Origin of the sequence: Nocardioides rubriscoriae, from assembly GCF_008087085.1 — a bacterium.
Lineage (GTDB): Bacteria > Actinomycetota > Actinomycetes > Propionibacteriales > Nocardioidaceae > Nocardioides > Nocardioides rubriscoriae.
In genome coordinates, this window is sequence record NZ_VIYJ01000010.1 from 26,149 (window position 1) to 49,670 (window position 23,522).

Sequence of the window (23,522 nt, forward strand, 5' to 3'; positions counted from 1 at the left end):
CGACTACTACCCGAACCCTCCGACCGATCGACGAGCCACCCTGAGGCACGACGCGTCAGGGCACTTCAGGTACTACTTCTGCGGGAGCCCGGCCATCGCCGGCACGTCGACGTGCAGCTCGGCGCCCAGGGTGGCGCCCCCGAGCAGCTCGAGGTCGTCACCGGACCAGAACTTGCCGGGGTCGTAGTAGTTGGTGGGGCGCTCGGTGCCGAGCAGCCCCATCTCCTGGTACGTCGTCGCCACGACCTCGGCGCAGTAGGTCATCTCCACCCCGGCCGGGCGGCGTACACGACCGCGGGCCCAGCGCCCGGCCAGCGCTGCGGTCGAGGGGAACGGCGTGCCGTCGAGCCGCGCGATCGTGCGCAGCACCGCGGCCTCCTGCTCGGCGGTCACCGACACGTCGAGCTGGCGCAGCCACGCCCGCTGCTCGTAGCGGCCGCACCACTGCACGACGGCCTCGCGCAGGTCGTGCAGCTGCACGCCGCGGTGGTGGGTGCCGGTCCACACGTCGCGCAAACCCTTGCCCAGCTCGGCGTGCCACATCAGCGGCGGCAGGTCGTCGATCACCACGGCCATCCCCACGTGGTTGACCGGCGCGTTGGTGAGCACCCGGATAGCGTGGTCGGCAGCGGAGTGTCCGCGAAACAGCCACAGGTCGCCGGTGCGGGTGAGGTCGACCGCTGCGTCGAGCCCGAGGCTGGGGGTCCGAGGGGCGGTCATGGAGAAGGAGTCTGGCGCATGAAGCTCTGGAAGTGGCTGGGACTGGCCGGGGTGGCCGGCGTGGCCGCCACCGGTGCGGTGGTCGCCCGCGACCAGCGGCGCCGGACGCAGGTGACGCCCGACCAGGTGCGGGCCCGGCTGCACGAGCGGCTCGCCGAGGCCGACCGGACCGACCGGACCGACCGCGGGGCCGACGACGCCCGATGAGCACCCACCGCCTCATCGACGTGCGTACGCCGTCGGCCCCGGTGTGCGCGGTGGTCGTCCTGCACGGCGGCGCCGCGCGCCAGCAGCGGATGATGGTCAGCCCGACCCAGCTGTCGGTGCTGCGGATGATCCCGGTGGCCCGGCGGATCGCCCGCGTCGGCGGCGACCGGCTGGCCGTCGTACGGCTGCTCAACTCCTACCGCGGCTGGGACACCCACCACACGCCCCTCGACGACGCCGCCTGGGCGATCGCGCAGGTCGCCGAGCGCTGGCCCGGTCTCCCGGTCGCGCTGGTCGGCCACTCGCTCGGCGGGCGTGCCGCCCTGCTGGCCGCCGCGCACGACGCGGTGCGCACCGTGGTCGCGCTCAACCCGTGGGTCTACCCCGACGACGGCGTGCCGCTGCCGGGGCGCTCGGTGCTGTTCGTCCACGGGGACCACGACCGGATCGCGCGGCCCGAGCGGGCCCGTGCGGTGGCCGATCGCCTGTCGCGCTCGGCCGACGTCGAGTTCGAGGTCGTGCACGGGGGCAAGCACGCGATGCTGCGCCACGGCCGGGCCTTCGAGCAGGCGGCCGCCGACTTCGTGCTCGACCGGCTCTAGGACCCTGCCGACGGTACGTCGCCGCGCGGGTGTCGGTGGGCCTGCCTAGAGTCGGGGACGTGGACCTGCGCGACGCCTTCGCCCTGGCCGAGGACCTCCTCGAGCACCACGGGCTGACCGACTGGACCGTCGCCTTCGACGGGGCCAAGAAGCGGGCCGGCATCTGCCGGTTCGGGCCGAAGGTGCTCGGGTTGAGCGCCCCGCTGACCTCCCTGCACTCCGAGCTCGAGGTCCGTGACACCGTCCTGCACGAGATCGCCCACGCCCTGGCGGGCCCGCAGCACGGCCACGACGCCGTGTGGCGCGAGACGGCGCTGCGCATCGGCTGCAGCGGCGAGCGCTGCGTCTCGCCCGACTCGCCCCGCGTCGAACCGCCCTGGCTCGGGGCCTGCCCCGGCGGTCACACCTCCGGCCGGCACCGCCGCCCCGAGCGCGTGATGACCTGCGGCGAGTGCTCCCCGACCTTCGACCTGGCCCACGTCTTCACCTGGACCCACCACGGCCGGCCCGCGGTGATGCACCCCAACTACGAGGCCGAGCTCGCGCGGCTGCGCGCCGGTCGCGGCCTCGTGGTCCACCAGGTCGGCACCCGCCTGCGCATCACCGCGCCCGGCGAGCACGAGGGCCGGGTCGGCAAGGTCGTCAAGCTCGGCCGCACCAGCTACCACCTGCGCAGTGGGCGCACGCTGGTGCGCGTGCCGTTCGCGCTGGCCGAGCGGGTCCGCTGAGGGGTGTCGCTGCCCTAGCGTGGCCCCGTGACCGACCAGCAGTGGCCGCCGTACGACCCCGGCGGGTCCGAGGAGGAGGCAGCGGGCGACGAGGTGTCGCCGTGGGGTCGTGAGCCCACGCTCGCGCCGCACGGCGCCGTGCCTTACGGGCCGCCCACGGCCGACGAGCCGTCGTCCGCGACGTCACCGCCCCGCACGGGACGGCGGACCGGGCCGACCCTGGCGGGCGCGGTGGCCGTGGCGGCGGTCGTGGGGGTGGCGGCGATCTTCGTCGAGACCGACCGCGGTGGCAGCGACACCGCCGGCACCAGCGTCGAGGTGCCCGCGGTGGTGGTGCCCGACCTCGACCTGCCCGACTACGCACCGTCCCCCGGCGCGCCACCGGAGGTGCTCTCGCCCGGCGGCTACGCCGACCTGGTGGCGGCGGTCGGCCGGCGCACCGGAGGGACGCAGGTGTTCGAGGCGGTGCTCTACCCCGCGTACGCCGTGGTCACGGTGCCGGTCGACGCGACCTCGGCCCGCTCGTCGTCGCTGTACTGGGACGGCGCCTTCGACGACTTCGGCCCCTCGAGCACCGCCTCGTCCGAGCGGGTCGACCTCGCCGAGGTCGACCCGGCGGTCCTCGGGCGGCTGGTCCGCCGGGCGGAGAAGCTGGTCGAGGACCCCACGACGACCTACGTGATCGTGCGCGGCCGCTCGACGGTCTTCGACGACGACGGGGCGCGCGTCCTGGCTTACGCGACCAACCAGTTCAACGAGACCGGCTACCTCGCCGCCCGCCTCGACGGCACCGTCGTACGCCGCGTCGTCCCCTGACCCCGGCCGGCACCAGGCTCAGAGCGCGTGCAGGTAGCGGCTGGTCGGCACCAGGTCGAGGTCACGGTCGGCGCCGAAGCGCGCGACGCTGGCCATCATGCGGGTCATCCGGTCCGCCAGCTCGGCGTCGTCGCCGCCGCTGCCGAAGAACGCGTGCACGTCGGTGATGCCGGCGCTGGGGAAGAGCTCCTCGACCAGCGCGGCGACCGGGGCGAACCCGGTGGGCAGGTCGGCCGGGTCGGTCACCGGTGCGACGACGACGTTCTGCAGGTAGCCGAAGGTGCCCTGGGTGGCGATGGCGACCGGCGTGTGGTCGACGAGCCACCGGTGCCGCCACTCCTCGACGGTGAGCTCGGCGGGGCGCCGCAGCACGGCGATGTTGGCCAGGGCGTCGACGCGGGTGCCGTCCCACGACTCCGGCGGGTCGATGGGCCGGCGTTCGTCGACCTCCCAGCCGGCCACGGTGCCGGCCACGGTGGCCAGCGCGGCGGTCACCCCCGGCGCGGCCGACATGGGCCCCCACACGCTGACGACGGCGCCGACCGGCGACGGCCCGGTGGTCAGCCGCATCGCCGCCGCGACCGCCTCGTCGTCGACGTTGAGCTGCACGCGGGTCGCGCCGGCCGCGGCCAGGGCGTCTCGCAGGTCGGGGGAGTGCAGGGCCGCCGCGTCGACGTCCCACAGCGTGTACATCAGCTTGCCGGTCACGGCGCCAAACTAGTGGTCGCGCGGCGGCCACGTAGGCGTATGGGTGAGGCTGCCGTGGGTACGGACAGGACGCCCGCCGCTCGAGAGGAACCGGTGTCCCGCTCCCTGTCCATCGACCCGCCGCTCGCCGCAGCCGAGGTCGAGTTCCTCGCGTCGTTCGGCACCATCGCCTCGCGCGTACGCCGGGTCTGGCCGGGCCAGCCGAGCCGGCGCTGCCCGTGGCGCCCGAGTGCCGACGGCCGCCTGCTGCAGCTCGACGAGGCGTCGGCCGCCGCCGACCCCGCGAGCGTGGCCGGCTGGCTGCGCTTCCTGTCGCGCGAGTTCCTGGCGCCGAGCACCGCCGACGCGTTGCTGACGGCCCTCGACCACGGCCTGCGCGGCGGCCACCGGCTCACCGAGCAGGGCGTGCCCGAGCGCGAGGCGGTGGTGATCGACCTGCAGGTCCACCGGACCGGCCCGTCGAGCGGCCCGAGCGGTCAGACCGAGCGGTAGACCTCGACGGTCCGCTCGGCGATCGCGTCCCAGCTGAACGACGCGATCGCGCGCTCGCGACCGGCCTTCCCGTACGCCGCCGCGCGGTCGGGGTCGGTGACCAGCGCGGTCAGCGCCTCGGCGAAGTCGGCGACGTACTGCTCGGGGTCGAGGGGGGTGCCGGTGCCGTCGGCGGCCTGCTCGATCGGCACCAGCGAGCCGGTCTCGCCGGGGACGACGACCTCGGGGATGCCCCCGGTTGCGGTGGCCACGACGGCGGTCTCGCAGGCCATCGCCTCGAGGTTGACGATGCCCAGGGGCTCGTAGATCGACGGGCAGGCGAAGACGGTGGCCGCGGTCAGCAGCGCCACCACGTCGGCGCGCGGCAGCATCTCGGGGATCCACACGACCCCGGTGCGCGACGCCGCGAGCGAGTCGACGAGCCCGCGCACCTCGGCCTCGATCTCGGGGGTGTCGGGGGCGCCGGCGCACAGCACGACCTGCACCTCGGGCGGCAGCGCCGCGACCGCGCGCAGGAAGAGCGGCAGGCCCTTCTGGCGGGTGATCCGGCCGACGAAGACGACCGAGGGTCGGTCGGGGTCGACACCCAGCTCGCGCGCCCGGTCGGGCGCCGGCGTCGGGCGCCACAGCTCGGTGTCGATGCCGTTGTGGACGACCTGGACCTTGGCCGGGTCGATCTCGGGGTACGACGCGAGCACGTCGTCACGCATCGCTGCGGACACCGCGATGACGGCCGCGGCCGCCTCGTACGACGTCTGCTCGACCCACGACGACACGGCGTAGCCGCCGCCGAGCTGCTCGGCCTTCCACGGGCGCAGCGGCTCGAGGGAGTGGGCGCTCACGACGTGGGGCACGCCGTGCAGCAGCGACGCGAGGTGGCCGGCCATGTTGGCGTACCAGGTGTGGGAGTGGACCAGGTCGGTGCCGGCGCAGCCGTCGGCGATCGCCAGGTCGACCCCGAGGGTCTTCAACGCGGCGTTGGCGCCGGCGAGCTCGGCGAGGTCGGGGTACGACGACGTGCCGGCCTCGTCGCGCGGCCCGCCGAACGCGTGGACCCGGGTGTCGACGTCGCCACGGGCGCGCAGCGCGCGCACCAGCTCGGCCACGTGGACCCCGGCGCCGCCGTAGACGGACGGGGGGTATTCCTTGCTCAGCACGTCGACCCTCACGCCGCCAACCTAAGCCCGGGGTCGACGCCATGGGTAACGTGCCTCACATGAGCCACCGCAAGAAGGTCCTGGCCATCGTGCTCGCCGGCGGCGAGGGCAAGCGGCTGATGCCGCTGACCGCCGACCGAGCCAAGCCGGCGGTGCCGTTCGCCGGCATCTACCGGCTCATCGACTACGCCCTGTCCAACGTGGTCAACTCCGGCTACCTGCAGGTCGTCGTGCTCACGCAGTACAAGTCGCACAGCCTCGACCGCCACGTCTCCCAGACCTGGCGGATGTCGACGATGCTCGGCAACTACGTGACGCCGGTGCCGGCCCAGCAGCGCGTCGGCAAGCACTGGTACCTCGGCAGCGGCGACGCGATCTACCAGTCGCTGAACCTCATCAAGGACGAGAAGCCCGACATCGTGGTCGTCGTGGGTGCCGACCACGTCTACCGGATGGACTTCTCCCAGATGGTCGCCCAGCACGTCGACTCCGGCGCGGCCTGCACCGTCGCGGCGATCCGGCAGCCCATCGAGATGGCCGACCAGTTCGGCGTCATCGACGTCAAGCCCGACTCCCCGCGCCAGATCCGGGAGTTCCTCGAGAAGCCCACCGACCCCGTCGGCCTGCCCGACAGCCCCGGCGAGGTGCTCGCCTCGATGGGCAACTACGTCTTCGACGCCGACGCGCTGGTCGAGGCCGTCACCCGCGACGCCACGACCGACGGCTCCAAGCACGACATGGGCGGCGACATCGTGCCGTCCTTCGCGCGCCGCGACCTCGCGGGCGTCTACGACTTCAAGGACAACGTGGTGCCCGGCTCGACCGACCGCGACCGCGGCTACTGGCGCGACGTCGGGACCCTCGGCTCCTACTACGCCGCCCACATGGACGTCGTCTCGCCGCTCCCGGTCTTCAACCTCTACAACTTCGACTGGCCGATTTACACCTCCTACGGCCCCCAGCCGCCGGCCAAGGTCGGCGCCGGTGACGGGGTCGCGGCGACGGTCGACGACGCCGTGCTCGCGCCGGGGGTCGTGGTCAGTGGCGCCACGGTGCTGAGATCGGTGCTCTCGCCCGCGGTCTACGTCGCCCCGGGCGCGACCGTCGACGGCGCGGTGCTGATGAACGGCGTCCGCATCGGTGCCGGCGCCGTGGTCCGCAACGCGATCCTGGACAAGAACGTGGTGGTGCCCGACGGGGCCCGGGTCGGCGTCGACCACGAGGAGGACCTCGCCCGCGGCTTCGTCGTCGAGGACGGCCTGACCGTGCTCGGCAAGGACCAGCCGTTCCCGCACGGTGGTTGAGGTGCTCCGACCGAGGAACGAGGGAGGAGCCTCGAAACCCCCGGCACTACCGCTCAACCTCCGCTGAGCACCCCCGCGACCCGCGCCGGCTCGGCGTACGCCGCGGCGAGGGTCTCGACCGTCTCGTGGGCGTTGAGCCCGCTCGGGTTGGGCACCACCCACAGCACGCTGGTGCCCCACGGCTCCGGCTGGCGTCCCATCACCGCCTTGGGTGCCCCGAACGCGGTCCGGTAGGCGGTGATGCCGGCGATCGCGACGACGGCGGGCTCGCGCCGCGCGACGAGCGCGCGCAGGCGTACGCCGCCCTCGCGCAGCTCGGCGGGCGTGAGCTCGGAGGCCTTGGCGGTGGCGCGCGGGGCGACGTTGGTGATGCCGATGCCGCGCGAGCGCAGGTGGTCGCGGTCGGCGTCGGTCATCCCGGCGGCCGGGTCGATGCGGTGCTCGAGGATCCCGGCGGCCAGCAGCGCGGGGTAGAAGCGGTTGCCGGGGTAGGCGAAGTGGGTGCGGGTCGCCGCGGTCCACAGACCCGGGTTGATGCCGACGAACAGCAGCCTCAGCGGCCGGCCCGGCGGCGGCAGCAGGTCGGGCACGGTCGCGTCGCGGAACGACTCCAGCTCGGCACGCGTGAACCCCACGACGACAGCCTGCCGGAACCCGAGGCGGCGCAGTAACGTCGGACCACCATGCGACGTCGACCCGGTGCCCTCTCGTCCCTGCTGCTGGCGTGCCTGCTCCTCGGCGGGCTCGGCGCCCTGGCCGGCTGCGGCGCCGAGGAGTCGCCGACGGCCTCCGACCCGGCCCCGACCACCACCTCCGACCCGACCACCAGCACGACCGTCCCGTCGACCACCGCGACCGACCAGCCCACCAAGAGCCCGCCGCTCACCCCCGGCGGGGTGCGGTTCGAGCTCGCCGAGATGGTCAGCGCCACCGCGGGCGGGGGTGCGGTCTCACCCGAGGCCGTGCCGCTGGCCTCGCCCGCCGACGTCGACGCCTTCACCGCAGCCTTCTCCGAGCAGCTCGCGGGCGACGTACGCGCGGCCGTCGAGGCCCACCCGCCGCAGGACGGACAGGCCCTCTACGGCGCGGTCGTCGGGTTCGGCTGCGACACCCCGCCCGGGGTCGTCGTCGACGCCGCCGCCGACGGGGGCTACGAGATCAACGGTCTCAAGGTCGCCGACCCGATGCTGGAGTGCTTCGCCCCGGTCACCTCGGTCGCGGTCGTCACGATCAACGGGTGACGGGCGACGGGTGGCCGGTCAGCGGGGTGCGCGGTAGCGGATCGCGATCGCGTTGGCCACCGACCGGGCGAACCCGTCGGACGGCGAGTTGACCACCCGCAGCGCCCCGCGTCGTCGGGCGACCATGGTCGAGGAGCCGCCGCCGTCGAGGTTGAGGGCCTCGTCGGCGCCGAGGTCGATCATCGTGTCGGCCAGCTCGACCATCGTGTAGCCGCGGCTGAAGGACTGTCGTCCGTCGACCACCAGCAGCAGCAGCGACTTGGTGTCGCGGTCGATGCCGATGGCGGTGCGGGGGTGCATCTCGCGGTCGTCGACGGCGGTGATCAGCCCGTCGCGCACGAGGAACGCGTTGCCGGTGATCGCCATCCGCGGCTGCCCGTCGACGTACGACGACACCGTGGCCCGGGACCCACGCTTGAGCGCGGTCAGCGCCCGGGCGCCGGCCCCGCGTCCGACCAGCAGGGTGCCCCGGAAGGGGCGGTCGTCGGGCAGCTTGGTCCCGGTGAACACCACGCGTCCCTTGAGCACCTGCACCAGGCGGACGCCGCGGCGCTGGCCCTCGGTCCACGCGTAGCCCGACGCCTCGCCCCACACGGGCGTGTAGGCGCCGACCTGGTCGGCCTTGACGTTGGGGCTGTTGAGGGTCGCGACGGTGAGCCCGGGGTGCTCGCGGACCCGCACGTGCGTGGCCAGCGGCCCGATGTCGGGCCACCCGCCGCGGCCGAAGGAGAAGGCGGAGTTCCAGCCCGCGAGGCGCCCGTGCACCAGGCCGCGTCGGCGGTCACGGCCCAGCCCCAGCGGGGCGCCGGTGCGCCCGATGTCGAAGAAGTCGCCGTTGACGCCGGCCACGGCCCCGTCGCGCGCCACCATGCTCGCCACCGGCGCGGTCCGGCCCACGCGGCCGGGATCGGCGTAGTCGACGGTGAGCCCGGGCGTGCGGTACTTCACGGTCATCAGCGAGAAGCGCACGGGTCCGCGCGCCGAGCCCTCGTCCCATCTCGTGACGGTGACGCCCGGCACGACCCGGAAGCGCCGGACCGGCCGGGCCGGGCGCTCGGTGCCTCGCAGCAGCGGGGGGAGGTCGCGCGCGGCCGGACCGATCACGCCGTCGCTGGTCTGGGGCTTGCGCGTGCCCTGCACGTAGCCGTCGGGTCCGTCGTCGTCCCCCGCGAGGTGGCCTGTTCCCCGGCTCGCGACGGGCTGTGCCGAGGGGCGTGCCTGGTCGGCGACGGCTCCCGGCAGCCCGGCGGGCACGACGAGGGGTGCTGACAGCGCGAGCAGGCAGCTCAGGACGGCGAGAGGGGGGAAGGGCCGCACCGCCCCAGGGTAAAGACCTGTGACGCGTGGGGCTGATGTTTCGCCCGGGGTGTCGGTGGTTACCTCATGACGGGCAGGTGCACCACGGTGTCGTCCAGCGAGACGACGCCCGGCGTGCGCGACCCCATCCCGACGAAGGTGTCGCTCACCGGCGAGACCAGCAGGTAGAGGTGCTGGCCGGCCGGCACGTCGACGGCCACCGACGGCAGGGCGATGCGCCGGCGTACGCCGGAGACCAGGCCGGGCTCGCGCAGCGGGAGCACGTTGTTCTGCACCAGGTGGGCGTCGGCCGGCGAGGTGCCGACGGCCAGGCCGTAGAACGCCCGGTTCTCGAGGCCGGCGGTCGTGACCGCCGCGGTGAGGTACGGCGTCCCGGCCACCTCGAGCGGACCGGCGGCGATCTCGTAGGGCAGCGGCACCCCGGCCGCGCTGGTGCTGACGACGGTGCCGAGCTCGACGGACCGGGTCGCGTCGGGGGAGTCGACGGTCAGGCACCGCGACGCCGGCGTCGCGAGGTGGAGGCGGCCGTAGCCGCGCAGACCGGTCGAGCGGCCCCGCAGCTGCTCGTCGAAGAAGCGGATCGAGAGCTGGCGGAAGTCGCCGCCGGCCAGGCGCCGGCTGCACGGGTCGGAGGTCACGTTGATGCCCTGCGGCAGCAGCTGCGGCAGCACGTGGCCGCCGTTGTAGCCCACGAAGATGCTCTTGCGGCGGGCCTGGGCGGTGATCGCCGTACGCCAGTTGGCCAGGCCCTGCTGCAGCGGGAAGAGGCCGTCGGTCGTGCCCTGCCCGAACAGCACGGGGATGTCGAGCCGGCGGCCCTGCGAGACGTGCCACGCCGGCCCGTTCTTGAGGAAGAACGCGTCGAGGTCCTCACCGGTCGGGCCGGAGCCGTCGGGCCAGTTGCCGGTCGCGGCGGCCTCGGCGAGCGCCGCGTAGACGGGCGTCGGCAACGCGTCGGACGGGACGGCTGCCGCGGAGAGCGCCGCGGCCCACTCGGTCCGGGCGACGTTGTCGGGAGCCAGCGAGCCCTTGAGGGAGTTCCAGGTGATCTCGGGGGCCAGGGCGTCGAAGACCGGCTTGCCGTGCAGGCGCAGCTCCTCGAAGGCGCCCAGGAACTGGTAGCCGCCGCCGTAGCTGCCGCCGATCGCGCCCAGGCGCGGGTCGCCCGGGCCGTCCTTCTGCACCCACGGCAGCGAGGCGACGAGGTCGACCAGCTTGCGGACGTCGACGCCCTCGAGCCGGGGGGTCTCGACGTGGGCCTGGCCGCCGGACTCGCCGAAGCCGCGCTGGTCGAAGGACAGCACGCCGTAGCCGGCCGCGAGGAACTCCTTGAGGTCGGCCGGGTCGGTGACCCGCGAGCCGGCCCAGCCGTGGCTGTGCATGATCAGCGGCACGCTCTGGCGCTTCGACGCGCCGGCCGGCTTGAAGATCGAGTAGCAGATCTTGACCGGCGTCGTGCTGCCCGGCTCCGGGACGCTCGACAGGCACCCGTTGGTCGTCGTCACCCCGGGCAGGGCGGCCGCGGCCGGCGCCACGACGGTGGCGGCGGGCGCGACGAGGCCGGCCGCCAGGGCGGTCAGAGCGGTCAGGGTCACGGCGGTCTTGCGCAGGTCCACGGGAGCATCAACGAGCGACTGTGCCGATGGTCACTCGCCACGGGGTCGGCGTCGTCCATGATGGCCCGGTGTCCGTGGCCAACCGACTCGTCGTCGGCGACAACCTCGCGGTGCTCGCGACGCTGCCCGAGGCGTCGGTCGACCTCGCCTACCTCGACCCGCCGTACAACACCGGCAACGACTTCGCCTACGCCGACTCCTACGGCCCGCACGCGGCGTGGACCGCGATGATGCGCCCCCGCCTGGTCGAGGTACGCCGGACGCTGGCCCCGGGCGGGGCGGTGGCGGTCTCGATCGACGACCACGAGGTGGCCCACCTGCGCCTGCTGCTCGACGAGGTCTTCGGCGAGGCGTGCTTCCTGGCGCAGGTCGTGGTCAACCTCAACCCGAAGGGACGCCAGCTCGGCCGGGGCTTCGCGACCTCGCACGAGTACCTGCTCGTCTACGCCCGCGACGCCCGCGCGTGCGTGCTCGACGCCTCGACCACCGACACCGTCGACCCCGCGGACTTCCCGCACGAGGACCCCGGCGAGCCCCGGTCCTACCGGCGGCTGCCCCTGCGCAACACCAACAAGAAGTTCAACCCCGTCACCGCGCCGACCCTCCACTACCCGCTGTGGGGCGATCCCGCGAGCGGCGAGGTGCGCAGCAGCGCGTTCGACGGGGCGCTCGAGATCCGGCCCGTCTTCGGCGACGGCACGCCGGCGGTGTGGCGGTGGAGCGCGCCACGCGTGGACGCCCGGCCCGGCGACCTGCTGTGCCGCGAGGTGCGCGGGCGCGACGGCGTACGGGTCGACGTCTTCCAGAAGGACTGGCTCGAGCCCGGGCGCCGCAAGAAGCTGCGCACGATCTGGCTGGCCGAGGAGGTCGGCTCCACCGACACCGCCGTCGCCGAGCTCAAGGCCCTGGTCGGTCACGTCTTCGAGTCACCCAAGCCGACCGGGCTGTTGCGGCGGCTGCTCGCCACGATGCCGTCCGACGCCCGGGTGCTCGACCCGTTCGCCGGCAGCGGCACCACCGGTCACGCCGTCGCCCTGGCCAACGCCGCCGACGGTGGCACCCGCACCTGCCTGTCCATCGACGTCGCGACTCCGGTGCGCCCCGGCTCCAACGCCGAGCTCGCCGGGCTCGCCACCGTCGCCGACGTCACCGCGGCGCGGCTGCGCGCGGTCGACGCCCTCCTGGGTGGCGGGTTCGAGCTCGAGGCGCACGTACAAGGACGTGCATAACGGGCCGATCCCCAAGCCCGGCGGCCGCGCTCACGCGGCGCCACAGCGACACGGCGTCCGATAGGCACGTCCTTGTACGAGAGCAACCGCGCTGACGAGCACGGCGTGCACGTAGTCGCGGTCGTGCATGACGTCCTCCCACGCGAACCGGAGCACCAACCAGCCGTCGACGACGAGCAGGTTGTAGCGCTTCGCGTCCCTCGCCAGGGCGTGCCGATCACCGCGCCACTCGAACGAGTCGGCCTCGAGCGCGATGCCGAGGTCGGCGTCGCCAGGTCCGGCCGCACCGTCCTCACAGACCCGCGGATCGTGACCTGCGGGCGGACGTGGAGCCCGGGCACGTCGAGGCTGATCTCGCGCAGGCACGACTCGAAGGGGTTGTCGGCCTGGCCGTCGGCGTGCGCGACCACCCACCTGGCCCGGCGTGAGCCGGGTCCGCGGACGGACTGGGCTATCCGACGAAGCGTGGCCGGGGGGACGCCCTGGCGCAGCGCCGAGTCGGCGATGGCCAGGGCCTCGTCACGCGGGAGACGCGTCAAGCAGTGTCGGAGCGTGGTCTCCACGTCGGTCGCGATCCCGTCGGTGATCTCCAGGCGGTCGATGTCCAACCAGTGGAGCTGGACGCCGACCTGTCGACGCGTCGCGACCTTGCGGTTGCGCGGCACCGCGACGTGGGGCTCCGCGGGTGCGATCTTGACCTTCCAGCCGTGGTGGAGTGCTGCACTGGTCAGGCAGAGCACTCCGCTCATCGCATGAGCCGTGCGCACCGCGTCGTCCGTCGTCGCGGTCACGTAGCGGCCGCGCCCGTCTGCGACGACCTCGCCCGCGGCCAGCGCCTGGTCGACGGCGAGCCTCGAGGTCGCCTCGACCAGGGCGGCCCGGGTCGCGAACCCGCCCGCCTCGACCACCAGCTGCGCCACCGACATGGGTGCAGCCTGGGTCATGGGGCCGGTCGGCGCACCCGGTCGTCCACAGGCCGCTGGTGCGGCGCCGGTCAGCCGAGGAAGCGGCGCTGCAGCCGGGTCAGCTGGTCGGCTGGGCGCTGCTGCTCGCCGGCGAAGGCGCTGATCGCGACCAGGGCGCCGGTGAGGGCGGGGATGACCCACTGCAGGGCGTCGAGCTTGCGCTGCGCGGCGGCGACGTCGTCGGGGGTCTCGAGGGTCGGTTCGGTGCCCGACGCGACCGGGACCGGGCCGTGCGCCGAGACGACCTTGCCGAGGCTGCGCGAGTAGGCGGTCACGCCGAGGGCGGCGGCGGTGAGGCCGGTCTTGACCACCGCCATGCTGGCGACCCCGTCCTGGCTGGACAGCCGGGTCTTGTTGCCGGCGAGCTGACCGACGCTGCCGACGAGGTGGGCGCCGATGGCGGCCGCGTTGATCGGCGTCCAGCGGTCCCAGCCCTTGGTCGCGACGGCGCCGGAGTCACCGGCGCGGTGGGCCTCGCCGGCGGCGGGGTTGAGGGCGACGGCGTTGGCGAGAGTGCCGCCGAACCAGGCGCTGAGACCGAGGTCGTGCAGGGAGCGGGAGAGGGTGTTGCGGGCCATGAGGTGCCTCCGGGGGCGTCGTCGGGTCGGACGGTCGCGCTCCGGTACCCAGCCGCGGCGGGCCGGGGGGCACCCCTCGGGGTGGCGGCGCCCTAGAGGCCCGCCGCCTTCTCGAGCGCGACCACCTCGTCGTCGAGGTGGGTCAGCAGCCGCTGCAGGTGCGGCACCGTGCGGCGGCACCCGGTCAGCCCGAACGCCATGTGGCCGTCGTAGGAGGTGCAGGTGATGTTGAGGGCCATGCCGTTGATGGGGATCGACAGGGGGTAGGTGCCGAGCAGCTGGGCGCCGTTCCAGTAGTGCGTGGTGCGCGGGCCGGGGACGTTGCTGATGATCAGGTTGTAGGGCGGCCGCACGATGCCCTGCATCTTGAGCATGGGCGTGAGGATCGCCGGGGCCTGGCCGATCGCGCTCATCGCGAGGATCTGCACGGGCGTCATCGACGACAGCGCCTCCTTGCCGTCCTTCATCGACCGGTGGATGGCGCCGAGGCGGCGGGCGGGATCGTCGAGGTCGGTGGCCATCTGCACCATCACGGCACCCACGGCGTTGCCGCCGTCGGCCGACGCGATCTGCGACTGCTTGGCGTTGAGGCCGACCGGCACCATCGCGACCAGCGGCCGGTCGGGCAGGGCGTCGAGCTCGAGCAGGTAGGTGCGCATCGCGCCCGAGCACATCGCCATCACGACGTCGTTGATCGTGGTGCCGGTGGCCTTGCCGATCGCGCGCAGCCGCTCGACGGGCCAGTCCTGCGCGGCGAAGCGGCGCGAGCCCGTGATGTCCTGGTTGAAGATCGTGCGCGGTGCGTAGAGCGAGAGCGCCGAGGTCTCGTTCTTCAGCCCCTTGCGGATCGTCTTGACCAGCGCCGAGGGCATGCCCGCGGCCTCCGCGGTGATGCCCAGCGCGCCACGCAGCGCCGCCATCGGCACCTCCGACAGCCCACCGCCGCCCTCCTCGGTCGTCGTACGCCGGCGGGGCTGGACGCCCCACGGCGGCGGCATGTCGCGCCGGTCGGGGTCGGTGCTCAGCGTGCTGGCCAGCAACCGCATCGCGGAGACGCCGTCGACCAGGGCGTGGTGGGTCTTGGTGTACATCGCGACCCGGCCGTCGCGCAGGCCCTCGATGAGGTGGGCCTCCCACAGCGGGCGCTCCCACGCCAGCCGGGTCGAGTGCAGCCGCGAGCACAGCTCGAGCAGCTCGCGGATCCGGCCGGGCTTGGGCAGCGCGCTGTGCCGGACGTGGTGCTCGATGTCGAACTGCTCGTCGGGCTTCCAGACCAGCTGGGCGCCGGTGCGCACCGACCGGTAGGGGTGCTTGAGGAAGAGCGGGGCGACCTCGTCGACGTCGAGCATCGCCTCGTACATCTCGCGCACGTAGTTGCGGCCCGCGCCCTCCGGCTTCTTGAACAGTTGCAGCCCACCGACGTGCATCGGCATGTTGCGGTTCTCGGCGAGCAGGAAGCCGGCGGAGGTCGGGTCGATCGGAGTTGCCACGGGAGGGCCCTTCGGCGAGCGGAGGTCGAGACGGAGCAGGGTGGGGTGATCCTGTCGCGCTGTGACCGCGTCCACAAGCAGCCACGAGGGCGAGTGGCGTGCGGGGCCTTGTGCTCTTGGTGTGTCGGGCCCATCGGGCCCACGCTCGGGGCATGTCGGTTCGTCGTACGCCGTGGGCCCCGGTCGTCGTCTCCTTGCTCGCGCTGGTCGTGTCGGCCCCCGTGTCGGCCCCCGTGGCGGCGGTCGCCTCGCCCGCGCGGGCGTCGGCCCCGGAAACCTATTCGGCCTCCCTGGTCCGGGCGGTGGCCGACCTGCGGGTGCGGGCCGAGGTGCGCACCGGGTACGACCGCGACAAGTTCGTGCACTGGACCGACGCCGACGGCGACGGCTGCTCCACCCGCGAGGAGGTCCTCATCGCCGAGGCCGACGACCCGGTGACGGTCGGCACGTCGTGCACGCTGAGCGGCGGACGGTGGTGGTCCTACTACGACGGGGTCTCGCGGACGCCGTCCTCCACGCTCGACATCGACCACATGGTGCCGCTGGCCGAGGCCTGGGACTCCGGGGCGCGGTCGTGGTCGGCCGGCACCCGCAAGGCCTTCGCCAACGACCTGGGCGACTACCGCTCGCTGGTCGCGGTGAGCGCGTCGGTCAACCGCAGCAAGGGCGCCCGCGACGTCGCCGAGTGGCTGCCGCCCAAGAGCCGGTGCCGCTACCTGCGCGAGTTCGTGGCGGTCAAGCACCGGTGGCGGCTGACGGTCGACCGGGCGGAGAAGACCGCGATGGCCTCGTTGGCCGAGTCGTGCCCGGACCGGACGATCACGGTCGTGCTCGCGCGGTGACCCCTCGACGGGGTGGCGTCGACCAGGAGTCGTCCACAGCCGGGGGTGCCGTCGGCGTCCTCCACAGGTGGGGGCCGACCGCGGGCGGCCGGTCGGCGCGCCCTCCTAACGTCCCTCGGGCTGCCGGAACCCGCCGGCGCACGACTCCCTCGGGGGACCCATGAAGACCCTGCTCCTCGCCGCCCTGTGCTTCGGCGCCCTGACCTGGGCCGGCACCGCCGGCACCGCCGGTGCCTCCGCGGGCGCGGTCGCCCGCGCTGCGACCCGACCGGTGGTCGTCGACGTCGAGGGCGACAAAGCCGACGGCTTCACGCTGCACTACGCCGACGGCTCGAGCCTGAGCCCACCCACCGACTCCGAGGCCGCCGCCGAGTGCTCGGAGTACGACACCCGCCTGGCCCGCGTGCGCTGCCGGGTCGGGGTCCGCACCTGGTACCGCGACCTCGGTGACCTGCAGCGCTCGCTGGCCTGGGTCCGCGCCCACCGGTGAGGCCGGTCGCCGGGCCGGTCGTCGGGCCGGTCGTCGGGCCGGTGGAGCGGGTTGATCGGGGGTGGTCGGTGGCAGCATCGCCCCATGACGTCGACGCCCGTGCTCCACGTCGACCTCGACCAGTTCCTGGCGGCCGTCGAGGTGCTGCGCCGACCCGAGCTCGCGGGGCTCCCGGTGGTGGTGGGCGGGCGTGGTGACCCCACGCAACGCGCGGTGGTGTCGACCGCGTCCTACGAGGCACGGGCCCACGGGGTCCGGTCCGGCATGCCACTGCGCACCGCGGCCAAGAAGTGCCCCGACGCGGTCTTCCTGCCGGTCGACCTCCCGGTCTACGAGGAGGCCTCGGCCGCCGTGATGGCCACGCTGCGGGCCGCACGGTGGGCGGGTGACCCGGTCGACGTCGAGGTGCTGGGCTGGGACGAGGCGTTCGTCGGGCTGCGGCCCGGGGCCGACCTCACCACTGACCACGACCCGATGGTCTTCGCCGAGCAGCTGCGCGCCGAGGTCCTCGCCGCGACGGGGTTGCACTGCTCGGTCGGGGTCGGTGACAACAAGCTGCAGGCCAAGATCGCCACCGACTTCGGCAAGCCGCGCGGCATCTACCGCCTCAGCGACGCGTCCTGGTCCGCCGAGATGGGGCACCGCCCGACCAGGGCCCTGTGGGGCGTCGGCGCCAAGGTCCAGCAACGACTGGCCGGTCTCGGCATCGACACCGTCGCCCAGCTCGCCGCCAGCGACGTCCGGGTGCTCGCCGCCGAGATCGGCCCGACCATGGGCCCCTACTACCACCGGCTCGGCCGCGGCGCCGACACCAGCGTCGTCGACCCGACCCCCTGGGTGGCCCGGGCCCACGGCCGCGAGGAGACGTTCCAGGACGACCTCGACGACGACGCCACGATCGAGGCCGAGGTACGCCGCCTCACCCGGCGCGTGGTCGCCGACATCGACGCCGAGGGCCGCCCGGCCCGGCGGGTCGGCCTCAAGGTCCGCGACCGCGCCTTCCAGACCGTGCAGCGCAGCCGCACGCTCCCCGAGCCGACCAACGACCCCGACGTGCTCGCCGACGCCGCCGTCGCGCTGCTCGGCAAGGTCGCGCGCACGCGACCCGTGCGCCTGCTCGGCGTACGCCTGGAGATGGTCGAGCCGCCGGGCGGCTACGAGCGGTGAGGTGTGCTCACATCGAGGTGCGCAGCTCCCGCACGACCGAGTCGACGACGGCCACGAGGTCGCCGTCGGTGGCGGCCGCGACCGCCCGCTGCCGCTGGTACGACGCCCCGCCGGCGACCAGGGCGGCCACCGAGGCCAGCTCGGCCGAGCACCCCAGCCGGTCGGCGGTCGGCTCGAGCCGCACCAGCAGGTCGGCGAGGTCGTCGGTGACCAGTCGCTCGGTCGAGGCCGCGTCGAGGATCACGATGGCGTCGAGGCCGTAGCGCGCCGAGCGCCACTTATTTTCTTGCACGTGCCACGGCGGCATCGTCGGCAGCTCCTCGCCCGCCGCGAGCCGGGTGTCGAGGTCGACGACGAGGCAGTGCATGAGCGCGGTGAGGGCGGCCAGGTCGTCGAAGGAGGAGACGCCGTCGCAGATCCGGTTCTCGAGGGTGCCGAGGTGGGCCGCAGGGCGCACGTCCCAGCGGATCTCGTTGAGCTCGTCGATGACGCCGGTGGTGAGCTGGTCGTGGGCGAACGACTCGAACTCCTCCCAGGTGGCGAACTGGAACGGCAGCCCCGCGGTGGGCAGCTGCTGGAACATCAGCGCCCGGTTGGAGGCGTAGCCGGTGTCGACCCCGCCCCAGACGGGCGACGACGCCGAGAGCGCCTGCAGGTGCGGGTAGTAGTTGAGCAGCGACGACAGCACCGGCATCACCCGGTCGCGCTCGGGCAGCCCGACGTGCACGTGGACGCCCCAGATGAGCATCTGCCGGCCCCACCACTGGGTGCGGTCCATCAGCTCCTGGTAGCGGTGGCCCGCGGTCAGCTGCTGGCCGGTCCACGAGGCGAAGGGGTGGGTGCCGCCGCCGAAGAGGTCGAGGTCGAGGTCGTCACCGGCGGCCAGCACGGGCGTCAGCGTCGTGCGCAGGTCGTCCATCGCCTCGCCCACGGTCGTGCAGACCCCCGTCACGAGCTCGACGGTGTTGCGCAGCAGCTCCTGGTGGAGGCGTTCGGGGTGCGGCAGCCGCGGCCGCGCCCGGGCGAACAGGTGCGAGGCGTCGTTGCGCAGGTCGCGGGTGCGGCGGTCGACCAGGGCCAGCTCCCACTCCACGCCGAGCGTGTGGTCGGCCGAGGCGTGGAAGTCGATCCGCATCGCGTCAGCGTTCCACACGGCGTACCGCCGGCGCGCATGGCGAACGGCCCCGGTGGGGGTGACGGAGGTCGCGGTCGCGTCGGGTTGGGTGCCTCCGACGAGTGCGACACCATCGCAGGATGCTCACTCCCACCCCGCCCACCCAGGAGATCGAGGTACCCCGACGGCTCGCGCTGACCCTCGACCTCTGCCTGCGTGTCGGTGACCTGCTGCTCTCCTCCGGCGCGGGCGCGGCCGACGTGACGGCGACCATGCTCTCGCTGGCCCGGGCCCTGGGTGCCCCGGACGCCGACGTCGACATCACCTTCACGTCGTTGACCATGAGCCACCAGCAGCACGCCGACGAGGCACCGCTGATCGCGACCCGCCACGTGCGGGCGCGCACCATCGACTACCAGGACCTGACCAGGGTCGACCACCTCGTGCGCGACGTGATCGCCGGCCGCACGGGCCTGCGCGACGGGCGTGCCGAGATCCGGCGCATCGTGTCGACCGGTCACGACCGTCCGCGGTGGGCGGTCACGGCCGGGTGGGGGGTGATGGCCGCGGGCGTCGCCGTCCAGCTCGGGGGTGACCTCGTGGTGGCGCTGCTCGCCGCCCTGGCGGCCCTGCTCATCGACCGCCTGCAGATCCGGATCGCTCGTCGCCGGCTGCCCAGCTTCTACCAGCAGGTCGCCGGCGGCGGGGCGGCCACGCTGGTCGCCGTCGGGGCCGCCGTCCTCGACGAGCGGCTCGACCTCGGCCTCGACGTGTCACTGGTCGTGACCGCCAACATCGTGATGCTGCTCGCCGGCATCGGCTTCATGGGGGCGCTGCAGGACGCGCTCACCGGCTTCTACATCACCGCGGGTGCCCGCATCACCGAGGCGTTCTTGTCGACGGCCGGCATCATCGCCGGCGTCAGCGGCGGGCTGAGCCTGGCCGGCGCGGTCGGCGTCGACCTGCCGACCGTCGAGCCCGGGGCCACCGGCATCCAGGGCCTCGGGCTGGCCGCGGCCGGGTCCGCGGTCGCCGCCGCGGCGTTCGCGTTCGCGTCCTACTCGCCCAAGCGCGCGCTGGCCCCGGTCGCCCTGGTCTCGGCGGTCGCGATGGTGATCTCGCAGTCCATCCAGCAGCCCGGCATCGGGCGCGCCTGGTCGCTGGCCATCGCCGCGCTCTTCGTCGGTCTCGTCGGGTACGCCGTCGCCGCGCGGCTGCGGGTGCCGCCGCTGATCGTCGTGGTCTCGGCCGTGGTGCCGATGCTGCCGGGCATCGCGATCTACCGGGGGCTGTCGCTCCTCGGCGAGGGCAGCCGGCGCGACACCTCGCTCGGCCTGGTCGCGATCATCGGCGCGGCGTCGGTGGCGCTCGCCCTGGCCGCCGGCGTGATCCTGGGGGAGTACCTCGCCCAGCCCCTGGCCCGTGAGGCCCGCCGGGTCGAGTCGCGGCTGGCCGGGCCCCGCCTGGTCGGCCCGGTCTCGATGCTCAGCCGCCGTGGCGTGCGAGGGCAGCGAGCACCGCGAGCCACCGCCCCGGGCTCGCCGCGTCGAACGGCGCCCGCCCCTGCGACACCTGCGCCAGCACCCACGCGCACGCCTCCTCCGCGAGCGTGACCACCTCGGCCGGGTAGTCGTGGGCGATCCGGTGCTCGGCGAACTCGTCCTCGTCGTCGACGAACACCTCGCCCTCGGTAGTACGGACCACGTCGAGGTCGAGGTCGACCGCCCGGCACGTCGTCCCGTCCCACCACGGCACCGACGTCATGTCGACGTACGTCGTGACGTGCCATCCCGGCGCGTGGAAGGTGGCCACCCAGCCGACCCCGACCGGCACCAGTCCCACCTGCGCGGCCTCGGTCACGAACGCCGCCCCGGGTCGTGCCATGGGGGTGCCGACGGGGATCCCGATCCAGTCGCCGTGCTCGTCGGCGCCGAGGTAGGTCGCTTCGAACTCCCAGTGCGGCCGGTCACCCCACTTGGTCATCTCGAGGCGGACGGGGGCACCGGGGTCGAGGTCCATGGGACCAGTCTGCGACACCACCAGCCCCGTCCCGTCGACCCGTCGCGTAGACTCGACGGGTCAGCGAGAAACGAGGCCGACCCGTCGCGTAGACGCGACGGGTCAGCGAGAAATGAGGTCGACCCGTCGCGTAGACGCGACGGGTCAGCGAGAAATCTGGTCGACCCGTCGCGTAGACGCGACGGGTCGACGCCGACTCGAGGCGTGGCAGTCGGGAAGATGGGCGCCCGAGCCACACGCCGACTGGACCACACGGCGCACGTCGTGACCGGCGGCCCGAGACCATCGGTCACGACCAATCGATCAGACGATCTTGGCCTTGGCGGGCAGGACCTTGCCGGCGCCGAGGGCGATGACGTCCTGGTAGCGCGAGCCGGCGAGCTTGGCGGCGGTGTGGATGAGGTGGGCGTCGAGGCCGACGAGCACGCGGGCCTTGTTCTTGAGGATGCCGTTGACGATGATCTCGGCGGCCTTGTCGGGGGTCATCTTGGCGAGCTTCTTGTCGAAGAGCTCGGCGGTCGCGGTCTTGTCCTCCTTGGCGGAGACCCGGGCGTTGCGGGCGATCGCGGTCTTGATGCCGCCGGGGTGGACGGCGGTGACGCCGACCGGGTGCTTGGCGATGAGCATCTCCTCGCGCAGCGCCTCGGTAAGTCCGCGCACGGCGTACTTGGAGGCGTTGTACATCGACTGGCCGGGCATCGAGACCAGGCCGAAGAGGGAGGAGATGTTGACGACGTGGCCGTCGCCGCTGGCGATGATGTGGGGGAGGAACTCCTTGGTGCCGTGGACGACGCCCCAGAAGTTGACCCCGGTGATCCAGTCCATGTCGGAGTACTCGAGGTCGTTGAAGTCACCCGAGAGCGCGACACCGGCGTTGTTGATGACGACGTTGACCCCGCCGAAGTCCTCGACGACGTCGAGGGCGTAGCGGCTGAAGGCGTCGCGGTCGGCGACGTCGAGCCGGTCGCTGCGGACCTTGGCGACGCCGGCCTCGGTCACGAGGCGGACGGTCTCGGCCAGGCCGGCCTCGTCGACGTCGGACAGCGCCAGGCGCGCGCCCTTGCCGGCGAGGTTGAGGGCCAGGGCCCGGCCGATGCCGGAGCCGGCACCGGTGATGACGACGACCTTGTCCTTGAGGGACTTCATGCGTTGACGACCTTCCGATCAGGGGTGGTGGAGGTGGTGGGGACGGGGGCCGTGACGGTGTAGGCCGCCACGTCGAACGACCGGGTCAGGGCCCGGAACGCGAAGGTGGAGCGGGGCCACAGGGTGGTGTTGTGGCCGTGCTTGTCGAGGTACCAGCTCGCGCAGCCGCCGGTGCTCCAGACGGTGGGGCGCATGCGAGCCTGGACGTCGGCGTGGAAGGCGCGCTCGGCGCGCTCGGTGACCTCGACGGTGCCGTAGTCATGGGCACGCATCGTGCGGACCGCGTCGACGACGTACGACACCTGCGACTCGATCATGAAGACCATGCTCGAGTGGCCCAGCCCGGTGTTGGGCCCGACGATGAGGAACAGGTTGGGGAAGCCCGGCACGGTGGTGCCCTTGTAGGCCGACATGCCGGTCTCGTCGAACTGCTGGGCGAGCGTGTGGCCCTCACGGCCGGTGATGTGCTCGGTGATGGGCAGCTCGGTGGTGTGGAAGCCGGTCGCCACGATGAGCACGTCGACCTCGCGCTCGACCTCGTGGCCGGCGCCGTCGGTGGTGACGATGCCGGTGGGCGTGACGCGGGTGATGCCGTCGGTGACGACGTCGCAGTTGTCGGCGGCGAGCGCCGGGTAGTAGGTGTTGGAGATCAGGATGCGCTTGCAGCCCATCGTGAAGTCGGGGGTCACCTTGGCGCGCAGCTCGGGGTCGGCGATGCCCTTGTGGATGTTGCCCAGCGCGACGCGCTGCACGGGCGCGAGGATCGCGGGCATGCGGGTGAACGGCAGGACGTAGCTCTCGCGGCCCCAGTAGATCGCCTCGCGGTAGACCTTCTGCAGCCCGGGCACGTGCCTGAGCGCGGCCTTCTCGAGCGACGAGTAGGTGCGGTCGTGGCGCGGCATCACCCAGGGCGCGGTGCGCTGGTAGACGTCGAGGTGGGCGACCTTCGGCTGGATGGCCGGCACGATCTGGATCGACGAGGCGCCGGTGCCGATGATCGCGACGCGCTTGCCGGTGAGGTCGACGTCGTGGTTCCAGCGGGCGGAGTGGAAGAGCTCGCCGCCGAAGGACCCGATGCCCTCGATCTCGGGCAGCTTGGGCTCGGACAGGCCGCCGGCGCCGCTGATCAGCGTACGGGCGGCGTACGTCGTGGGGTCGCCGCCGGCGACGGGGCTGGTGCGCACGATCCAGCGCTGCTGGTCGGCGTCCCAGGTGGCGTCGTCGACGGTGGTCTCGAAGCGGAAGCGGTCGAGGGTGCCGGAGGCCTGCGCGGTGCGCTGGATGTAGCGCTGGATCTCGGGCTGCGGCGAGAACGACATCGACCAGTCGGGGTTGGGCGCGAAGGAGAACGAGTAGAGCTGGCTCGGCACGTCGCACGCGGCGCCCGGGTAGGTGTTGTCACGCCAGGTGCCACCGACGTCGCTGCCGCGCTCGACGACGACGAAGTCCTTCTCGCCGGCCTGGTCGAGCTTGATCGCGGCGCACAGGCCGGCGAAGCCGGCGCCGATGACGAGGTGGTCGACAGTCCGCACGGCGGAGGTGATGCTCATGGGAGGACGGTATTGGCGTTATTG

The 23,522-nt window shown here is 73.4% G+C and carries 23 protein-coding genes and 1 pseudogene; 12 read left to right on the top strand and 12 right to left on the bottom strand.

Features of this window, described 5'->3' with window-relative positions; all coding sequences use genetic code 11:
- Positions 1-72: 72 nt before the first annotated feature.
- Positions 73-720, bottom strand: a complete 648-nt coding sequence (locus FZC61_RS17905) for a hypothetical protein (RefSeq protein ID WP_148615547.1) — start codon at positions 718-720, stop codon at positions 73-75.
- Positions 721-738: 18 nt separating this feature from the next.
- Between FZC61_RS17905 and FZC61_RS17910 the strand changes: the two genes are divergently transcribed.
- From FZC61_RS17910 to FZC61_RS17925, 4 genes are read left to right on the top strand one after another with little or no spacing between them, the layout of a single operon-like run.
- Entirely contained in the window at positions 739-927 is a 189-nt protein-coding gene (locus tag FZC61_RS17910) for a hypothetical protein (RefSeq protein WP_148615548.1), read from the top strand.
- Positions 924-1,529 carry a serine aminopeptidase domain-containing protein gene (locus tag FZC61_RS17915; RefSeq protein WP_148615549.1) on the top strand — a complete coding sequence of 202 codons (606 nt, stop codon included), beginning with the start codon at positions 924-926 and terminating at the stop codon, positions 1,527-1,529. Before FZC61_RS17910 ends, FZC61_RS17915 begins: the two co-directional genes overlap by 4 nt.
- Before the next feature lie 59 nt (positions 1,530-1,588).
- On the top strand, positions 1,589-2,257 hold the full coding sequence (locus FZC61_RS17920) for a SprT-like domain-containing protein (protein ID WP_148615550.1): 669 nt from the start codon (positions 1,589-1,591) through the stop codon (positions 2,255-2,257).
- Between the two features lie 27 nt (positions 2,258-2,284).
- The gene (locus tag FZC61_RS17925; RefSeq protein WP_148615551.1) at positions 2,285-3,073 is read left to right on the top strand and encodes a hypothetical protein; all 789 of its coding nucleotides are present in this window, start codon (positions 2,285-2,287) and stop codon (positions 3,071-3,073) included.
- Positions 3,074-3,091: 18 nt separating this feature from the next.
- Here the strand turns inward: FZC61_RS17925 and FZC61_RS17930 are convergent, their stop codons facing one another.
- The gene (locus FZC61_RS17930) at positions 3,092-3,781 is read right to left on the bottom strand and encodes a hypothetical protein (protein ID WP_246142769.1); all 690 of its coding nucleotides are present in this window, start codon (positions 3,779-3,781) and stop codon (positions 3,092-3,094) included.
- A gap of 93 nt (positions 3,782-3,874) precedes the next feature.
- Here FZC61_RS17930 and FZC61_RS17935 point away from each other — a divergent pair, with 93 nt between their 5' ends.
- Positions 3,875-4,273, top strand: a complete 399-nt coding sequence (locus tag FZC61_RS17935) for a hypothetical protein (protein ID WP_148615552.1) — start codon at positions 3,875-3,877, stop codon at positions 4,271-4,273.
- Here the strand turns inward: FZC61_RS17935 and glgA are convergent.
- The gene (glgA, locus tag FZC61_RS17940) at positions 4,258-5,442 is read right to left on the bottom strand and encodes a glycogen synthase (protein WP_148615553.1); all 1,185 of its coding nucleotides are present in this window, start codon (positions 5,440-5,442) and stop codon (positions 4,258-4,260) included. The two genes, FZC61_RS17935 and glgA, sit on opposite strands and share 16 nt — an antisense overlap.
- Positions 5,443-5,489: 47 nt before the next feature.
- On the opposite strand from glgA, the gene FZC61_RS17945 reads away from it, so the two are divergent.
- Complete coding sequence (locus FZC61_RS17945) at positions 5,490-6,734, top strand: glucose-1-phosphate adenylyltransferase (protein ID WP_148615554.1); 1,245 nt, start codon at positions 5,490-5,492, stop codon at positions 6,732-6,734.
- 53 nt (positions 6,735-6,787) lie between these two features.
- Here the strand turns inward: FZC61_RS17945 and FZC61_RS17950 are convergent, their stop codons facing one another.
- A complete protein-coding gene (locus FZC61_RS17950) occupies positions 6,788-7,369 on the bottom strand; it encodes a mismatch-specific DNA-glycosylase (RefSeq protein WP_148615555.1) in 582 nt (193 codons plus the stop codon).
- 48 nt (positions 7,370-7,417) lie between these two features.
- Between FZC61_RS17950 and FZC61_RS17955 the strand changes: the two genes are divergently transcribed.
- On the top strand, positions 7,418-7,975 hold the full coding sequence (locus tag FZC61_RS17955; RefSeq protein WP_148615556.1) for a hypothetical protein: 558 nt from the start codon (positions 7,418-7,420) through the stop codon (positions 7,973-7,975).
- Positions 7,976-7,993: 18 nt separating this feature from the next.
- Here FZC61_RS17955 and FZC61_RS17960 read toward each other — a convergent pair whose 3' ends face one another.
- Together FZC61_RS17960 and FZC61_RS17965 are read right to left on the bottom strand one after the other, a co-directional pair.
- Positions 7,994-9,292, bottom strand: coding sequence for a phosphodiester glycosidase family protein (locus FZC61_RS17960; RefSeq protein WP_148615557.1), 1,299 nt, complete (start codon positions 9,290-9,292; stop codon positions 7,994-7,996).
- Between the two features lie 59 nt (positions 9,293-9,351).
- Positions 9,352-10,908 (bottom strand): alpha/beta hydrolase family protein, encoded by a 1,557-nt coding sequence (locus FZC61_RS17965; RefSeq protein WP_211357318.1) that lies wholly within the window; start codon positions 10,906-10,908, stop codon positions 9,352-9,354.
- A 68-nt stretch (positions 10,909-10,976) separates the two neighbouring features.
- Here FZC61_RS17965 and FZC61_RS17970 point away from each other — a divergent pair, with 68 nt between their 5' ends.
- The gene (locus FZC61_RS17970) at positions 10,977-12,137 is read left to right on the top strand and encodes a site-specific DNA-methyltransferase (RefSeq protein WP_246142770.1); all 1,161 of its coding nucleotides are present in this window, start codon (positions 10,977-10,979) and stop codon (positions 12,135-12,137) included.
- 994 nt (positions 12,138-13,131) lie between these two features.
- Here FZC61_RS17970 and FZC61_RS17975 read toward each other — a convergent pair.
- Both FZC61_RS17975 and FZC61_RS17980 read right to left on the bottom strand, forming a co-directional pair.
- On the bottom strand, positions 13,132-13,680 hold the full coding sequence (locus FZC61_RS17975; RefSeq protein ID WP_148615559.1) for a hypothetical protein: 549 nt from the start codon (positions 13,678-13,680) through the stop codon (positions 13,132-13,134).
- Between the two features lie 92 nt (positions 13,681-13,772).
- A complete protein-coding gene (locus tag FZC61_RS17980; RefSeq protein WP_148615560.1) occupies positions 13,773-15,170 on the bottom strand; it encodes a WS/DGAT/MGAT family O-acyltransferase in 1,398 nt (465 codons plus the stop codon).
- Positions 15,171-15,322: 152 nt separating this feature from the next.
- Between FZC61_RS17980 and FZC61_RS17985 the strand changes: the two genes are divergently transcribed.
- The 3 genes from FZC61_RS17985 (at position 15,323) to FZC61_RS17995 (ending at position 17,669) form a co-directional block, all read left to right on the top strand.
- Positions 15,323-16,012: an HNH endonuclease family protein gene (locus tag FZC61_RS17985; protein ID WP_148615561.1), complete on the top strand. Its 690-nt coding sequence runs from the start codon at positions 15,323-15,325 to the stop codon at positions 16,010-16,012.
- A 160-nt stretch (positions 16,013-16,172) separates the two neighbouring features.
- On the top strand, positions 16,173-16,502 hold the full coding sequence (locus FZC61_RS17990; protein ID WP_148615562.1) for a hypothetical protein: 330 nt from the start codon (positions 16,173-16,175) through the stop codon (positions 16,500-16,502).
- A gap of 84 nt (positions 16,503-16,586) precedes the next feature.
- Positions 16,587-17,669 carry a DNA polymerase IV gene (locus FZC61_RS17995; RefSeq protein ID WP_148615563.1) on the top strand — a complete coding sequence of 361 codons (1,083 nt, stop codon included), beginning with the start codon at positions 16,587-16,589 and terminating at the stop codon, positions 17,667-17,669.
- A gap of 7 nt (positions 17,670-17,676) precedes the next feature.
- Here the strand turns inward: FZC61_RS17995 and FZC61_RS18000 are convergent, their stop codons facing one another.
- Positions 17,677-18,804: a glutamate--cysteine ligase gene (locus FZC61_RS18000; RefSeq protein WP_148615564.1), complete on the bottom strand. Its 1,128-nt coding sequence runs from the start codon at positions 18,802-18,804 to the stop codon at positions 17,677-17,679.
- A 119-nt stretch (positions 18,805-18,923) separates the two neighbouring features.
- Here FZC61_RS18000 and FZC61_RS18005 point away from each other — a divergent pair, with 119 nt between their 5' ends.
- On the top strand, positions 18,924-20,396 hold the full coding sequence (locus tag FZC61_RS18005) for a threonine/serine exporter family protein (RefSeq protein WP_148615565.1): 1,473 nt from the start codon (positions 18,924-18,926) through the stop codon (positions 20,394-20,396).
- A 7-nt stretch (positions 20,397-20,403) separates the two neighbouring features.
- On the opposite strand, the pseudogene FZC61_RS24045 reads toward FZC61_RS18005, so the two are convergent.
- The 3 genes and pseudogenes from FZC61_RS24045 to FZC61_RS18020 form a co-directional block, all read right to left on the bottom strand.
- A pseudogene (locus FZC61_RS24045) lies at positions 20,404-20,802 on the bottom strand (DUF402 domain-containing protein); the annotation flags it as partial.
- Positions 20,803-21,105: 303 nt separating this feature from the next.
- Entirely contained in the window at positions 21,106-21,948 is an 843-nt protein-coding gene (locus FZC61_RS18015; RefSeq protein ID WP_148615567.1) for an SDR family NAD(P)-dependent oxidoreductase, read from the bottom strand.
- Positions 21,945-23,498 carry a flavin-containing monooxygenase gene (locus FZC61_RS18020; protein WP_148615568.1) on the bottom strand — a complete coding sequence of 518 codons (1,554 nt, stop codon included), beginning with the start codon at positions 23,496-23,498 and terminating at the stop codon, positions 21,945-21,947. The genes FZC61_RS18015 and FZC61_RS18020 overlap by 4 nt, the downstream gene beginning before the upstream one ends.
- Between the last annotated feature and the right edge of the window lie 24 nt (positions 23,499-23,522).